Source organism: Rhizobium leguminosarum (genome assembly GCF_001679785.1).
Lineage (GTDB): Bacteria > Pseudomonadota > Alphaproteobacteria > Rhizobiales > Rhizobiaceae > Rhizobium > Rhizobium leguminosarum_R.
The window spans coordinates 3,590,001-3,605,596 of sequence record NZ_CP016286.1 but is presented as its reverse complement, the minus strand read 5'-3'; the positions used below and the strand labels follow the sequence as shown (position 1 = coordinate 3,605,596).

15 protein-coding genes (1 of these 15 only partly in view) are annotated in these 15,596 nt (G+C 61.8%); 12 read left to right on the top strand and 3 right to left on the bottom strand.

Translation table 11 applies throughout. The annotated features are described in order from the left end of the window. Positions 1-65 precede the first annotated feature (65 nt). A complete protein-coding gene (locus BA011_RS17660) occupies positions 66-383 on the top strand; it encodes a hypothetical protein (RefSeq protein WP_003543245.1) in 318 nt (105 codons plus the stop codon). A gap of 74 nt (positions 384-457) precedes the next feature. Then, positions 458-625: a Flp family type IVb pilin gene (locus BA011_RS17655; RefSeq protein WP_026158900.1), complete on the top strand. Its 168-nt coding sequence runs from the start codon at positions 458-460 to the stop codon at positions 623-625. Between the two features lie 15 nt (positions 626-640). On the opposite strand, the gene BA011_RS17650 is transcribed toward BA011_RS17655, so the two are convergent. Next, a complete protein-coding gene (locus BA011_RS17650) occupies positions 641-1,525 on the bottom strand; it encodes a methyltransferase domain-containing protein (protein ID WP_065282581.1) in 885 nt (294 codons plus the stop codon). Between the two features lie 77 nt (positions 1,526-1,602). Here BA011_RS17650 and BA011_RS17645 point away from each other — a divergent pair, with 77 nt between their 5' ends. From BA011_RS17645 to BA011_RS17630, 4 genes are read left to right on the top strand one after another with little or no spacing between them, the layout of a single operon-like run. Then, positions 1,603-2,379, top strand: a complete 777-nt coding sequence (locus tag BA011_RS17645; protein WP_065281407.1) for a ComF family protein — start codon at positions 1,603-1,605, stop codon at positions 2,377-2,379. A 31-nt stretch (positions 2,380-2,410) separates the two neighbouring features. After that, positions 2,411-2,668, top strand: coding sequence for a glutaredoxin 3 (grxC, locus tag BA011_RS17640; protein ID WP_025396171.1), 258 nt, complete (start codon positions 2,411-2,413; stop codon positions 2,666-2,668). Between the two features lie 10 nt (positions 2,669-2,678). After that, entirely contained in the window at positions 2,679-3,536 is an 858-nt protein-coding gene (locus tag BA011_RS17635) for a carbon-nitrogen hydrolase family protein (protein ID WP_065281406.1), read from the top strand. Continuing rightward, on the top strand, positions 3,533-3,961 hold the full coding sequence (locus BA011_RS17630; RefSeq protein ID WP_027666760.1) for a DUF1178 family protein: 429 nt from the start codon (positions 3,533-3,535) through the stop codon (positions 3,959-3,961). Before BA011_RS17635 ends, BA011_RS17630 begins: the two co-directional genes overlap by 4 nt. An 85-nt stretch (positions 3,962-4,046) precedes the next feature. Here the strand turns inward: BA011_RS17630 and ubiG are convergent, their stop codons facing one another. After that, positions 4,047-4,793: a bifunctional 2-polyprenyl-6-hydroxyphenol methylase/3-demethylubiquinol 3-O-methyltransferase UbiG gene (gene ubiG, locus BA011_RS17625; RefSeq protein ID WP_065281405.1), complete on the bottom strand. Its 747-nt coding sequence runs from the start codon at positions 4,791-4,793 to the stop codon at positions 4,047-4,049. A gap of 297 nt (positions 4,794-5,090) precedes the next feature. Here ubiG and BA011_RS17620 point away from each other — a divergent pair, with 297 nt between their 5' ends. The 6 genes from BA011_RS17620 to clpB all read left to right on the top strand — a co-directional run bounded on the left by BA011_RS17620 (position 5,091) and on the right by clpB (position 14,650). Then, positions 5,091-6,365, top strand: a complete 1,275-nt coding sequence (locus BA011_RS17620) for an aspartate kinase (RefSeq protein ID WP_065281404.1) — start codon at positions 5,091-5,093, stop codon at positions 6,363-6,365. Positions 6,366-6,454: 89 nt separating this feature from the next. Beyond that, entirely contained in the window at positions 6,455-8,722 is a 2,268-nt protein-coding gene (gene ptsP / locus BA011_RS17615) for a phosphoenolpyruvate--protein phosphotransferase (RefSeq protein WP_065281403.1), read from the top strand. A 29-nt stretch (positions 8,723-8,751) separates the two neighbouring features. Further along, positions 8,752-9,831, top strand: coding sequence for a peptide chain release factor 1 (prfA, locus tag BA011_RS17610; protein ID WP_065281402.1), 1,080 nt, complete (start codon positions 8,752-8,754; stop codon positions 9,829-9,831). Beyond that, positions 9,828-10,688, top strand: coding sequence for a peptide chain release factor N(5)-glutamine methyltransferase (gene prmC / locus BA011_RS17605; RefSeq protein WP_065281401.1), 861 nt, complete (start codon positions 9,828-9,830; stop codon positions 10,686-10,688). Before prfA ends, prmC begins: the two co-directional genes overlap by 4 nt. A 341-nt stretch (positions 10,689-11,029) precedes the next feature. Continuing rightward, positions 11,030-11,797, top strand: coding sequence for a DUF4167 domain-containing protein (locus tag BA011_RS17600; protein WP_065281400.1), 768 nt, complete (start codon positions 11,030-11,032; stop codon positions 11,795-11,797). Between the two features lie 252 nt (positions 11,798-12,049). After that, complete coding sequence (clpB, locus tag BA011_RS17595; protein WP_064647286.1) at positions 12,050-14,650, top strand: ATP-dependent chaperone ClpB; 2,601 nt, start codon at positions 12,050-12,052, stop codon at positions 14,648-14,650. Between the two features lie 98 nt (positions 14,651-14,748). Here the strand turns inward: clpB and BA011_RS17590 are convergent, their stop codons facing one another. Continuing rightward, positions 14,749-15,596 carry the 3' portion of a M23 family metallopeptidase gene (locus BA011_RS17590; protein WP_065281399.1) on the bottom strand. 1,093 nt of this gene lie beyond the right edge of the window, so only the last 848 of its 1,941 coding nucleotides appear in the window; the start codon falls outside the window, past its right edge — the gene reads right to left on this strand; it ends in the stop codon at positions 14,749-14,751.

The following is a 15,596-nucleotide window of genomic DNA, read 5'->3' as shown; positions in this document are numbered from 1 at the left end:
CACCTTCTGCCAAAGATCGGCCTCAATCAAGCATCTGGCGTGCGTGTATTAAAAGGCTTGACCTCATGGACGATGATTTCTGGAAAGCTGTCCGGGAAAAGGAACGGGCCTCATCTGCCTCGCGCAGGACGGGTGCGCTGAATATCGCCCTCCTGTTCGGCACGGCTGTGGTCGCGCTGACGCTTATCCTGACGCCCATGCTTGCGGATTCCTCGAAGAAAAGCGTCTTTGCCAGTGCTCCGGCGGATTTCGATACGATCACGACAGGATCGATCCCCAAGAGCGAAAGCGGCAAGCGTTATACGATCCGCCGCAGTGTCCTCCAGGATACGCCCGGCTCGGTCTGCGTCGTCCAGGGCTACGGCGTCGGCGCCGGTTGCTGAAAAATACCGGCCGTCGCCCGATGGCCGCGGAATTGGTCGTTTGCCGTCGGTTTCGCTCAGAGGGTCGCGAAATAATGCGTATTTTGAAAGCATTTCTTGCAGATAACAGAGGTGCGACGGCAATTGAGTATGGCTTGATCGCCGCCCTCATTTGTGGCGCGCTCGTCTCCGGTCTCGGGGTCTTCACCGGCGCCTTGCAAGGCGTCTTCAACGTGATCAATAACAATATGACGGTGAATTGAAGAAGCCGCCGGCCCTCACTGCTTGAGCTTGTGTTCGTCCACCTTCAGTGCATCGGCAAGGCGCGCCTTGGCCGAACCCGGCTTGAGCGGCTTTTGCTGGCTCTCGTGGGCAGCCCATCCCGAGACATAGATGATCGAGAAGGTGGCGCGGATACGTCCGTCGGGATCGGCATAACGTTCGGCGTAGATCTCCGCTGCGCGCAGGAAGAAGGCGCGCGTCAGTGGCATGCGGGCGCGGGCTGCAAGCGGATTGCTCATGCCCATCGCTCTCAGATCCCGCATCAGCGGAAAGAGCGAATCATAGCGCACCGTATAATTCTCCGCATCGATCACCGGCAACGTGAAGCCGGCGCGCTGCATGAGGCTGCCGACATCGCGCACATCGGCGAAGGGAATGACACGCGGGCTTGCGCCACCTGTCATCTCGACCTCGGCGGTCAGCAGCACGTCGCGCAGTTCCTGAAGGGTGCTGGCGCCGGGGATCGCGGCCAGGAAAAGGCCGTCCGGCTTCAGGGCGCGGCGGATCTGGATGAAGACACCCGGCGTATCGTTGGTCAGATGCAGGCTGAGCGGCGCAAGGATGAGATTGGCCGATTGCGGTTCGAGCGGCACGTCCTCGAGCGGCGCCTCGATCAAGATTTCGTCCGGCCGGGCATAAGCCTTCTCGCTTTCGACGCGGATCATCGCGCCGATTTTGCCTGTTGCCAGCGCGGCCCGGGCGACAGCACCGGTCGCGCCATGCAGTTCGACGGCGGTCCCGAAAGTCCGCTCGACCACGGAAAGCCTTTCGCCCATTTCCTCAGCGGCGATGTCGAGCAGGAAGGCGGCTTTCGGATCGTTGTTTACAAGCGCGCGATGGCGATGTGCGGCGATCAGGGCTCTGTCGAAGATCGTATCCATGGCGATGTCCTTAGTCCCGCGCCGTCTGTGCGGCAAGACGATTTTCCTTTCGTGGAGAACACGCTAGTCTCGACGGCATGGTGCCAATCGAATTGACAAGACCGGCAGAATTCTTGCGGGCGCATCTCTTGCGGCCGTTTTCGGCGCTTGCCGATTTCTTTTATCCGCCGGCCTGTTCCGTCTGCGGCATTTCGACCGGCGGCCATCGTGGGCTCTGCGCGAAATGCTGGTCCGGCATCCGCTTCATCGAACGACCCTATTGCGAGGTGCTTGGCATTCCCTTCTCGCACGATCTCGGTGCCGGCATCCTCAGCGCCGAGGCGATCGCCAACCCGCCGCCCTTCGACCGGCTGCGGTCGGCTGCGACCCACGACCATGCAGTCCGTGATCTTGTCCATGGGCTGAAATATCGCGATCGCACCGATCTGGCGCCGATGATGGCAGCCTGGATGCTGCGCGCTTCCGATGGGGCGGTCGAAAGCTGCGATGCGCTGATCCCGGTGCCGCTGCACCGCACGCGCATGCTGTCACGCAAGTTCAATCAGGCCGCCGAACTTGCCCGCCATATGGCAAGGCTTTCGGACAAACCGCTGCTTGCCGCCACACTCGTTCGCGTCAAGCGCACCAGCCAGCAGGTCGGCCTTGGCGCGAAGGCGCGCGAAGACAATGTCAGGGGCGCTTTCGCGATCGCCAAGGGTTGCGAAAACGAAATTTTCGGCAAGCGCATCGTCCTTATCGACGACGTCTATACAACAGGGGCGACGGTCGCTGCGGCAAGCCGGACGCTGCGCAAGGCGGGTGCGGCCGACATAACGGTTTTGACCTTTGCAAGGGCTCTCTCCGAGCCTATATGACAGAAATACCCGGCATCGGTCTGGAGAGATTATGGTACCCGTCACAATCTATACACGGCAGTTCTGCGGCTATTGCAGCCGCGCCAAGTCCCTTCTCGAAGAAAAGGGCGTCGAATATGTCGAGCACGACGCGACCTTTTCGCCGGATCTTCGCCAGGAGATGATCGGCAAGTCGAACGGGCGTACCACTTTTCCGCAGATCTTCATCGGCGCCGATCATGTCGGCGGTTGCGACGATCTCTTTGCGCTCGATCGGGCCGGCAAGCTCGACCCGATGCTGGCAGCCTGAGGAAGAACCGATGAGCTTCAAGGCCGCCGCCGTCCAGATGTGCTCCGGGGTTGATCCGGTGAAGAATGCCGCCGCCATGGCACGGCTGGTGCGCGAGGCCGCTGGCCAGGGCGCGACCTATGTGCAGACGCCCGAAATGACTGGCATGCTGCAGCGAGATCGTGCGGCCGCACGCGCCGTGCTTGCCGACGAGGCGCATGACATTATCGTCAAGACCGGCTCAGAGCTCGCTAGGGAACTCGGCATCCACATGCATGTTGGTTCGACGGCGATCGCCCTTGCCGACGGCAAGATCGCCAATCGCGGTTTTCTGTTCGGTCCCGACGGCAGGATTCTCAATCGCTACGACAAGATCCATATGTTCGACGTCGACCTCGACAATGGCGAGAGCTGGCGTGAAAGTGCCGCCTATACAGCCGGCTCGGAGGCTCGCGTCCTGTCGCTGCCCTTTGCCGAAATGGGCTTTGCGATCTGCTACGACGTGCGGTTTCCCGCACTCTTCCGCGCCCAGGCGGTTGCCGGCGCCGAGGTGATGACAGTTCCTGCCGCCTTCACCAAGCAGACCGGCGAGGCGCATTGGGAGATCCTGCTCAGGGCACGCGCGATCGAGAACGGGGTCTTCGTCATCGCCGCCGCGCAGGCGGGCAGGCATGAGGATGGGCGCGAGACTTTCGGCCATTCGATGATCGTCGATCCCTGGGGCACGGTGCTGGCGTCGGCCGGCGCCACCGGCGAGGCGGTTATCGTCGCCGAGATCGATCCGAGTGCGGTCAAGGCTGCGCATGACAAGATCCCGAACCTGAGGAATGGGCGGGAATTCTCGGTGGAGAGGATTGCGGGGGCAATCGCCGGGGGCGTCGCCGCTTGATCCGCTATTCCCTCACCTGTGACAATGCCCATGAATTCGAAGGCTGGTTTTCGGAAAGCGCCGATTTCGACCGTCAGGTCGAAACCGGTTTCCTGACCTGCCCGGTCTGTCATTCCGCCGCCATTTCCAAGCTGTTGATGGCGCCGTCGGTATCGACCGCGCGTGGGAAGGACAAGATGCAGACGCTGGCGATGGATGCCATGCGTCGCGAGGCCCTGCAAAAGCTCAAGGAGGCCGTTGCGGCGGTCAAGGCCAATTCCGAGGATGTCGGCACGAAGTTTCCCGAAGAAGCCCGCAAGATCCACTATGGTGAGGCGGATGCCCGCGGCATCATCGGCCAGGCGACGGTCGACGAGGCGCAGGCGCTCTTGGAAGAGGGCATCGAGATCGCAGCCATTCCGGTTTTGCCGGAAGACGTAAACTGACATGCACTCGGCGCGTCTGGCCGTCTCCAATTTCGGCCTGCATGTCGCACTGCTGAAAGTGTAGCCGGCTTACTGCCGGCGGGTGCTATGCCGGCCGCTTCGCCAGCAGCATATAATTCACGTCCATATCCTTGGACAGGTTCCACTGGTTCGACAGCGGATTGAAGAAGACGCCGATGCGGTCGGTGATCTCAAGGCCGCTTGCCACCAGCGGCTTTTCCAGCTCTTCCGGGCGTACCAGCTTTTCATACTGATGCGTGCCGCGCGGCAGCCAGCGCAGAATGTTCTCGGCGGCGAAAATCGCAAGCGCTGCCGCCTTCATCGTGCGGTTGATGGTGGCAATGAAGATCAAGCCGCCGGGGCGGACCATTTTCGCGCAAGTCGTCATGAAGAATTCGACATCGGCGACGTGTTCCACCACCTCCATGTTCAAGACGATATCGAAGGTCTCGCCAGCCTCAGTAAGTTCCTCGGCGGTGACGGCGCGATAGTCGACCGAAACGCCGGAGGCCTGCGCATGGGTCGAGGCGATGCCAATGTTCTTCTCGGACGGATCGGCGCCGACGACGGAAGCGCCCATGCGGGCGACAGGTTCTGACAACAGGCCGCCACCGCAGCCGATATCGAGCACGCGCAGCCCCTCCAGCGGGCGCGCGCTTTTCGGATCACGGCTGAAATTCTCGCAGGCCTTGTCGCGGATATAGGCGAGCCGGACGGGATTGAACTTGTGCAGTGGTTTGAACTTGCCGGTCGGGCTCCACCACTCCGCCGCCATCGCCGAGAAGCGGTCCACTTCGCCCTGGTCGATCGTGCTTTTGGCGGTTTCCGTCATCGTCCTCTCCTTCATTCGTGACATGTGAAGTCGGACGATCGGGGGCATAAGTCAAGGGGCGCAGATCAGTGGACTGGCGAGCCCGGAACCGCTCGCCAATAGCTTTTATCGCGTGCGCTTGCCTCCCCCCGCCAAACTCGCTAAGAGACGCCGCAACTTGGGGCCTTTGGGGCCTGGGCTTTTAGAGCGGTTCCGAAAGTTGGAATCCGGCTCTCTGGCCCAAGCGGTCTGCCCCAGAGCTTTCGTGATGCCGGGTCCGGTTTTCCGCTTTCCCGGCGCCAGTCGTGGTAGAGGCATATGGCACGCATCGTAATGAAATTCGGCGGCACGTCCGTCGCTGACCTAGACCGCATCAAGAACGTTGCCCGCCACGTAAAACGCGAAGTCGATGCCGGGCACGAGGTGGCGGTGGTGGTGTCGGCCATGTCCGGCAAGACCAATGAACTGGTCGGCTGGGTCCAGGGCACGCCGAAGGTGATCGGCGCCAATTCTCCGTTTTACGATGCGCGGGAATATGACGCGGTGGTCGCATCCGGCGAGCAGGTGACCTCGGGGCTGCTGGCGATCGCATTGCAGGCGATGGATATCAATGCGCGTTCCTGGCAAGGATGGCAGATCCCGATCCGCACCGACAACGCGCACGGCGCGGCACGGATCATGGAGATCGACGGCTCCGACATTGTCAAACGGATGGGCGAGGGGCAGGTCGCCGTCATCTCCGGCTTCCAGGGGTTGGGACCCGACAACCGTATCGCGACGCTGGGGCGCGGCGGATCGGACACTTCGGCCGTTGCAATCGCGGCAGCTGTCAAGGCGGATCGCTGCGATATCTATACCGATGTCGACGGCGTCTACACGACCGACCCGCGCATCGTGCCGAAGGCGCGCAGGCTGAGGAAGATCGCCTTCGAGGAAATGCTGGAAATGGCCTCGCTCGGCGCCAAGGTACTGCAGGTGCGCTCGGTCGAGCTTGCCATGGTACACAAGGTGCGCACCTTCGTGCGCTCATCATTCGAAGATCCCGATGCTCCGGGCATGGGCGATCTGCTGAACCCGCCCGGAACGCTGATTTGTGACGAGGATGAAATCGTGGAACAGGAAGTAGTCACCGGCATCGCCTATGCCAAGGATGAGGCTCAGATCTCGCTTCGCCGTCTTGCCGACCGGCCGGGCGTTTCCGCGGCGATCTTCGGGCCGCTCGCCGAATCCCATATCAATGTCGACATGATCGTCCAGAATATTTCCGAGGACGGGTCGAAGACCGACATGACCTTCACCGTACCGTCAGGCGACGTCGAGAAGGCGATCAAGGTGCTCGGCGACCATAAGGAGAAGATCGGCTACGATGTCGTGCAGAACGAATCGGGGCTGGTGAAAGTGTCGGTCATCGGCATCGGCATGCGCAGCCATGCGGGCGTTGCCGCTACCGCATTTCGTGCACTTGCCGAAAAAGGCATCAACATCAAGGCGATCACCACCTCCGAGATCAAGATTTCCATCCTGATCGACGGTCCCTATGCAGAACTCGCTGTCAGGACTTTGCATTCCTGCTACGGTCTGGATAAGAATTGATTCCCAGCGGGCGGCCTGCCCCTTCAGGTTGAGGAGATGAGGCCGGCCCGCCGGGGACTAAGTGCGTTGTTTCGGGAGCTTGAGACGCCATGAGAGACCTTTCCGGCGGTCCGCGCGTGCTGCTCAGGCGGCTGCGCGAGTTGATGGCGGAGCCGCTGGAGCCGCAGGATCGTCTTGACCGGATCGTCCGCCAGATCGCCGGCAATATGGTGGCGGAGGTTTGCTCCGTCTATGTGCTGCGCGCCGACGGTGTCCTCGAACTCTATGCGACCGAAGGGCTCAACCGCGAGGCCGTGCATCTGGCGCAACTGAAGATGGGGCAGGGCCTAGTCGGCACGATCGCGGCCTCGGCCCAGCCGTTGAACCTTTCCGACGCGCAGTCGCACCCTGCCTTCCGCTATCTGCCGGAGACGGGCGAAGAGATCTACCATTCCTTCCTCGGCGTGCCGATCCTCAGGACCGGGCGCTCGCTGGGCGTTCTCGTCGTGCAGAACAAGGCGAGCCGTAACTATCGCGAGGAAGAGGTGGAAGCGCTCGAGACGACGGCGATGGTGCTTGCAGAGATGATCGCCACCGGCGAGCTCAAGAAGATCACCAAGCCGGGCCTCGAACTCGACCTGACGCGTTCGGTGACAGTTGATGGCGACACTTATAATGACGGCATCGGCCTGGGTTATGTCGTGCTGCACGAGCCGCGCATCGTCGTCACCAATCTGCTGAACGAGGATGCCGAGAAGGAAATCCGGCGGCTGGCCGAAGCCATGGGCTCGCTCAGGATTTCGATCGACGACATGCTGTCGCGTCGCGACGTGTCGATGGAGGGTGAACACCGCGAGGTGCTCGAGACCTATCGTATGTTTGCGCATGACCAGGGCTGGGTGCGCAAGCTCGAGGAGGCGATCCGCAACGGCCTGACGGCGGAAGCGGCGGTCGAGAAGGTGCAGAGCGACACCAAGGCGCGGATGATGCGGTTGACCGACCCGTATCTGCGCGAACGCATGCATGACTTCGAGGATCTGGCGAACCGGCTGCTCAGACAGTTAACCGGTTATACCGGCCGGACGACCGGCGAAGGTTTCCCCAGCGATGCGATCATCCTGGCGCGCGCCATGGGAGCAGCCGAACTGCTCGATTATCCGCGTTCTAATGTCCGCGGGCTGGTGCTGGAAGAAGGGGCGGTAACGAGCCATGTGGTGATCGTCGCGCGTGCCATGGGCATTCCTGTCATCGGCCAGGCAGCGGGGGTGGTGGCGCTCGCCGAGAACGGCGATGCCGTGATCATCGACGCCGACGAGGGACATGTGCATCTGCGGCCGATGGCCGATCACCGGCGTTCCTACGAGGAGAAGGTCCGCTTCCGCGCCAGGCGGCAGGAGCAGTTCCGGGCGCTGCGCGCCGTCGAGCCGGTGACCAAGGATGGGCAGCGGATCGCGCTGATGATGAATGCCGGTCTGCTGGTCGACCTGCCGCAGCTTTCGGAATCGGGTGCCGAGGGCATCGGCCTGTTCCGCACCGAGCTGCAGTTCATGATCGCCTCCACCATGCCGAAGGCGGAGGAGCAGGAGCAGTTCTATCGCAATGTGATTAAGCAGGCGGCGGGCCGCACCGTCACCTTCCGTACGCTCGATATCGGCGGCGACAAGGTCGTGCCGTATTTCCGTGGCCATGAGGAAGAAAATCCCGCCCTCGGCTGGCGCGCCATCCGGCTATCGCTCGACCGGCCGGGGCTGCTGCGCACCCAGTTGCGCGCTCTGCTGAAGGCATCGGCCGACACCGAGCTGAAACTGATGGTGCCGATGGTGACCGAGGTTTCCGAGCTGAAGATGGTGCGCGAGCTGTTGCAGAAAGAAGTGCAGCATCTCTCGCGTTTCGGTCACGGGCTGCCGCGCAAGCTGCAATTCGGGGCGATGCTGGAGGTGCCGGCACTGCTCTGGCAGCTCGACGAACTGATGGAGGCGGTCGATTTCGTTTCGGTCGGTTCGAACGATCTCTTCCAGTTCGCGATGGCGGTCGATCGCGGCAATGCGCGGGTCTCGGACCGCTTCGATCCGCTCGGCAAGCCGTTCTTGCGCATCCTTCGCGATATCGTACGCGGCGCGGACCGTAACAAGACACCGGTGACGCTCTGCGGCGAACTCGCCAGCAAACCGATCTCGGCGATGGCGCTGCTCGGCATCGGTTTCCGCTCGATCTCGATGTCGCCGGCCTCGATCGGACCGGTGAAGGCGATGCTGCTCGGGCTCGATGTCGGGGCACTGACGAAGGCGATGGACGAGGTGCTGGACGATCACCACGCCTTGACGCCGATGCGCGAGGTGCTTGCCCGCTTCGCCGAGAGCCACAATATTCCCCTTTAGACAGAGATTAAGAAGAATCGGAGTGAAGGGTGGCGAAGCTTCCCGTTGAAAAGATGCGCGAGCTGGAACGTCGTTTCGGCGAGATCGAGGCGCGCATGTCGGCTGGCCCGGCTGCCGATGTCTATGTGAAGCTCGCTTCCGAATATTCCGAGCTGCAGCCTGTCGTGGCGAAGATCCGCGTCTATGAGAAGGCGGTCGCCGAGCTTGCCGATCTCGAAACGCTGCTCGAGGACAGGTCGGTCGATCGCGAGATGCGCGACCTCGCCGAGTTGGAACTGCCCGAGGTGAAGGAGCAGATCGAGGCGCTCGAGCAGGAGATGCAGATCCTGCTTCTGCCGAAGGATGCAGCGGACGAAAAGAGCGCGATCCTCGAAATCCGCGCCGGTACGGGCGGCTCGGAAGCGGCCCTTTTCGCCGGCGATCTCTTTCGCATGTATGAGCGCTTTGCGGCGGAAAAGGGCTGGAAGGTGGAGGTGCTCTCGGCGAGCGAGGGCGAAGCCGGCGGCTATAAGGAAATCATCGCGACGATCACCGGCAGGGGTGTCTTTGCCAAGCTGAAATTCGAATCCGGCGTGCATCGCGTGCAGCGCGTGCCGGAAACCGAGGCGGGCGGGCGTATCCATACGTCGGCCGCAACGGTGGCGGTGCTGCCGGAGACCGAGGAGATCGACATCGAGATCCGGGCTGAAGATATCCGCATCGATACGATGCGCTCTTCAGGTGCGGGCGGCCAGCACGTCAATACGACGGACTCGGCGGTGCGCATCACCCACCTGCCGAGCGGCATCGTCGTCACCAGTTCGGAAAAATCGCAACACCAAAATCGCGCCAAGGCGATGCAGGTGCTGCGCTCCAGGCTCTACGATGCCGAACGGCAGAGAGCCGACAGCGAGCGCTCTGCCGATCGCAAGAGTCAGGTCGGTTCCGGCGACCGCTCGGAACGTATCCGCACCTATAATTTCCCGCAGGGGCGGGTAACGGACCATCGCATCAATCTGACGCTCTATAAGCTCGACCGGATGATGGAAGGCGAGATCGAGGAGGTCGTCGACGCGCTGATGGCCGATTACCAAGCCAGCCAGCTGGCGCAGCTCGGCGAGCAACAATGAGTTCGACGGTCGCCGATATGCTTGCCGAAGCGCGTCGCCGCTTCACCGAAGCCGGCATCGTCGACCCGGCGACCGATGCGCGGCTGCTTGTCGCGGGCCTTCTGAAACTGTCGCCGACCGAGCTGTTGACGCGATCGGCCGAGAGGCTTTCTGCTGAACAGGCCGAAGTGATTTTCAAGGCGCTGGAGCGGCGGCTCGGTCATGAGCCGGTGCATCGCATTCTCGGCGAGCGGGAATTCTATGGCCTGCCGCTCCGGCTCTCGGCGGAAACGCTGGAGCCGCGGCCGGATACGGAAATCCTGGTCGATACGGTTCTCATCTATCTCAAAGACCTTGCAAAGGCGCAAAGCCGTCTCCATATCCTTGACATGGGAACCGGGACCGGGGCGATATGCCTTGCGCTTTTGAGCGAATGTCCTGATGCGTCAGGTGTCGGCAGCGACATATCGGCGGATGCACTTTTGACGGCAAGATCGAATGCAGAAAGAAACGGGTTGCAGGATCGTTTTGAGGCCGTACAGTCGAATTGGTTCGAGCACATCCAGGGATCCTTTCACGCGATTGTCTCAAATCCGCCCTATATTGCTTCCAATGTCATTCATGATCTCGCTCCCGAAGTGACCAAATTTGATCCGGCTGCGGCTCTGGATGGCGGCCCGGATGGGCTTGACGCTTACAAAGCCATAGCCAAGGATGCGGCAAGGTTCATCAGGCCCGATGGGGTCGTCGGACTGGAGATCGGCTACGATCAGCGTAACGACGTGACGGCGATCTTTGAAGCGAAAGGCTTCAGGTGCCTCAAATCCGTGAAAGATTATGGTCAGAACGACAGGGTGCTCGTGTTCGCGCTCGCGTGAGAGACGATAATGCGGCATTGAACAGGACATTATTGTTATTGCGAAGAAAAGGCTTGGATTTCCCGGTGAAGCAATATAGGTTGCGGTCACGTGTTGGGCAGATAGGAATGAACGAGATTCGTTCGGTACTTGGTTTGCCTCGGGGGTCCGCTCTTTTAAACGAGAGTTTCAACGGTTGAACATGACCCAATGCGTGAATCAGTCAAACTGACTTGAGAACCAAGCGGCAGGTCGGCGCAAAGGCGCAGTATGCTCGCGGCACAAAGGTCCTGACCCGGTTTCCGGTCATGGCGGTTGGTGCCATGTATCCATCACAAACAGAGAATTCAGGTGAACGATCTATGAGGCCAGGACAGCAGAACAAGCGCGGTCGAGGGCGTGGTAACAATAGCGGCGGCGGTGGCGGCGGCGGTGGAAATAACAATAACAACAATTTCAACCGCAAGGGCGGCAATCCGCTCACCCGGAGCTATGACAGCTCCGGCCCCGATGTGAAGATTCGCGGTACGGCGCAGCATATCGCCGAAAAATACGCGCAGCTGGCCCGCGACGCCCATAGCTCCGGTGATCGTGTGATGGCCGAGAACTATCTCCAGCACGCCGAACATTATAATCGTATCATCGCCAGCGCCCAGGCGCAGATGCAGGAACGCTTCCAGCGCGACGACCGCGGCGAGTACAATGATCGCGACGGTGCGGACCGCGACGGCGACGATATGGACAACAATGAGAATGACAATGACAATGACGGCGACGATGTCGTTATCGTCCAGCCGCCGCAGAGCAGGCCGCACCAGCCACAGCAGAGCAGACAGCACCAGCCGCAGGCACAGCCGAAGCCGGTAGCCGCTCAGGCGCCTGCACCGGCACCCCAGTCCGAGGTCATCGATGGAACCGGCCCCCAGCCGGAGATCGAAGGCATTCCGGCCGAAGTCGCGATGGACGAGGAAGGTGCCGGCGGCCAGCCGCGCGAACGCCAGCCCCGCCGCCGCAGCACCGGCAGCCGTCCCCGGCGCCCGCGTCGCGGTGCTGAGGGCGAAGAAGCCGCCGCTGAAGGCGAGGGTGCCTCTGCCGAGGCGCCAGTGCTGGCTGACATCGCATCGGAATGAGGATTTCGCTTTCCCTTCAGGGGAGAGCGTGACGTTCATGCCATCTACTCGAATTAGCTTGAAAATCCCCGGCCTTGTGCCGGGGATTTTCATTTTAAGGGCTCTTTAAACTCGCAGAACAGGCTACCATATTCTCTTCGAACTGCTTCGCCCGAATCCCAGCCGGGCCAAGCGCGACCTGCCTTTTCAGGGGGTCGATCTCAATCATCGGTCTGCGCCTCGTCAGGGCAGGGCGATCCATGGAGGTAGAATATGAATATCGAGAAATATTCGGAGCGGGTGCGCGGTTTCATCCAGTCCGCCCAGACCTATGCGCTGGCGCAGGGTCACCAGCAATTTACGCCGGAACATGTGCTGAAAGTCCTGCTCGACGACGATCAGGGCATGGCGGCGTCGCTGATCGAGCGCGCCGGCGGTGATGCCAAGGCCGCCCGCCTTGCTAATGACGCGGCTCTCGCCAAATTGCCGAAGATCTCCGGCGGCAACGGCAATATCTATCTGGCACAACCGCTCGCCAAGGTCCTTTCGACCGCCGAAGAAGCGGCGAAGAAGGCCGGCGACAGTTTCGTCACGGTGGAACGCCTGCTGCAGGCGCTGGCGATCGAATCCTCGGCCTCGACCTTTTCGACGCTGAAAAACGCAGGCGTGACGGCCCAGGGCCTCAACCAGGTCATCAACGACATCCGCAAGGGTCGGACGGCGGATTCCTCCAATGCCGAGCAGGGTTTCGACTCGCTGAAAAAGTTCGCACGCGATCTCACCGCCGAAGCCCGCGAGGGCAAGCTCGACCCGGTGATCGGCCGCGACGACGAAATCCGCCGCACCATCCAGGTGCTTTCGCGCCGCACCAAGAACAATCCTGTGCTGATCGGCGAACCTGGCGTCGGCAAGACGGCGATCGTCGAGGGCCTGGCGCTGCGCATCGTCAACGGTGACGTGCCGGAATCGCTCAAGGACAAGAAACTGATGGCGCTCGACATGGGCGCGCTGATTGCCGGTGCGAAATATCGCGGCGAATTCGAGGAGCGCCTGAAGGCCGTGCTCAATGAAGTCCAGGCGGAAAACGGCGAGATCATCCTGTTCATCGACGAGATGCATACGCTGGTCGGCGCTGGCAAGGCGGATGGAGCGATGGATGCCTCGAACCTCCTGAAGCCCGCCCTTGCCCGCGGTGAGCTGCATTGCGTCGGCGCGACCACGCTCGATGAATATCGCAAACATGTCGAGAAGGACCCGGCTCTTGCCCGCCGCTTCCAGCCCGTCGTTGTCGACGAACCGACGGTCGAAGATACGATCTCTATCCTGCGCGGCCTGAAGGAAAAATACGAGCAGCATCACAAGGTGCGCATCGCCGATGCGGCGCTGGTGGCGGCTGCGACGCTTTCCAACCGCTATATCACCGACCGTTTCCTGCCCGACAAGGCGATCGACCTGATGGACGAGGCGGCGGCGCGGTTGCGCATGCAGGTTGATTCCAAGCCGGAAGAGCTCGACGAACTCGACCGTCGCATCATGCAGCTGAAGATCGAGCGCGAAGCGCTGAAAAAGGAAACGGACGTCGCGTCTGCCGACCGTCTGAAGCGGCTTGAAACCGAAGTGACCGATCTCGAGGAACAGGCCGATGCGCTGACTGCCCGCTGGCAGGCGGAAAAGCAGAAACTCGGCCTTGCCGCCGATCTCAAGAAGCAGCTCGATGATGCCCGCAACGAACTGGCGATCGCCCAGCGCAAAGGCGAATTCCAGCGTGCCGGCGAGCTGACCTACGGCGTCATTCCCGACCTTGAAAAGCAGCTCGTCGATGCCGAGAAGCAGGATGGCGACCGCGGCGCTATGGTGCAGGAGGTGGTCATCCCCGACAATATCGCCCATGTCGTGTCCCGCTGGACCGGCATTCCGGTCGACAGGATGCTGGAGGGCGAGCGCGACAAGCTGCTTCGGATGGAAGACGAGCTGGCGAAATCGGTGATCGGTCAGGGCGATGCGGTGCAGGCCGTGTCGCGCGCCGTCCGCCGCGCGCGTGCCGGCCTGCAGGACCCGAACCGGCCGATTGGGTCGTTCATTTTCCTCGGCCCCACCGGCGTCGGCAAGACGGAGCTCACCAAGGCGCTCGCCCGCTTCCTCTTCGACGACGAAACGGCGATGGTGCGCATGGATATGTCGGAATATATGGAGAAACACTCCGTTGCCCGGCTGATCGGAGCACCTCCCGGCTATGTCGGTTATGACGAAGGCGGAGCGCTGACGGAAGCCGTGCGCCGCAGGCCCTATCAGGTCGTGCTGTTCGACGAGATCGAAAAGGCGCATCCCGACGTCTTCAACATATTGCTGCAGGTGCTGGACGATGGACGCCTGACGGACGGCCAGGGCCGGACGGTCGATTTCCGCAACACGATGATCATCATGACCTCGAACCTCGGCGCCGAATATCTGACGCAGCTGAGGGACGGCGATGACAGCGACACGGTTCGCGAGCAGGTGATGGAGGTCGTGCGCGGACATTTCCGGCCGGAATTCCTGAACCGCATCGACGAGATCATCCTCTTCCATCGCCTGAAGCGCGAGGAGATGGGCGCGATCGTCGATATCCAGCTGAAGCGGCTGGTGGCTCTGCTGTCCGAGCGCAAGATCGTCATCGACCTCGACGAGGAAGCCCGCCACTGGCTGGCAAACAAGGGTTACGATCCGGTTTACGGTGCAAGGCCGCTGAAGCGGGTGATCCAGAAGTTCGTGCAGGATCCGCTGGCCGAGCAGATCCTGTCCGGCCAGGTGCCGGATGGATCGACGGTGACGGTGACGAGCGGTTCGGACCGGCTGCAGTTCAGGACGAGGCAGACGGTGAGCGAAGCGGCGTAAACCCAGTTTGCCGGATGAATGAGAAATGGCGGCTTCGGTCGCCATTTTTCGTTGGGTGGCCGGGGCGTCCGTCGGAGGCGAAGCAGCGTAGATAGACGCTACTTGCTCGCCACCTGGTCCGGCGTCTGGTTGTTCAGCAGCGTATCGATGCGCTTGCGCTCGTCTTCGAATTTCGCCAGCGCCTCGCCCTGAAGCGATTTGCCGCCCGGCAGGCGGATGCGCAGCGGATCGACCTTGGTGCCGTTGACGATCAGCTCGTAATGCAGGTGCGGGCCGGTGGATTCGCCCGTCGTGCCAACCCAACCGATCACCTGGCCCTGGCGGATCTTGGCACCGGGGACGACGCCCTTGGCAATGGCGCTCTGGTGATTGTAAGACGATTCATAGCCGTTGGCATGGCGCACGATCGTCTGGTTGCCATAACCGCCGGAATCCCAGCCGGCTTTTTCGACCGTGCCGTTGCCGGCGGCGATGATCGCCGTGCCGCGGGGTGCAGCCCAATCGACGCCGGTGTGCATGCGGGCGAAACCGAGGATCGGGTGGCGGCGCATGCCGAAGCCCGATTTGAAGATGCCGTTCGGCACCGGGTTGCGCAGCAGGAACTGGCGGATGCTCTTGCCGTTCTCGTCGAAATAATCGACCGTGCCGTCTTCGGGGTCCTGGAAGCGGTAAAAGCGCGTCTGCGTATCGCCGAAACGGGCGTTGACATAGAGCAGTTCGGAATCCTCGGTCGCCTGACCGGCGCTGTCGGCGACGGAGAAGAAGGCTTCGAGACTGTCGGTCGGCCTCAGCTGCGCCTGGAAATCGACATTGCTGGCGAGCAGCTTGATGATCAGCGCCGTCATATCCTTGGTCATGCCGTAGGAAAGGGCAGCACGATAGATGCCGTCATAGACGCGCGGCAGGTTCTGGCCGGGGGGCGGTGCGAAGGAATTGTCATCGAAGG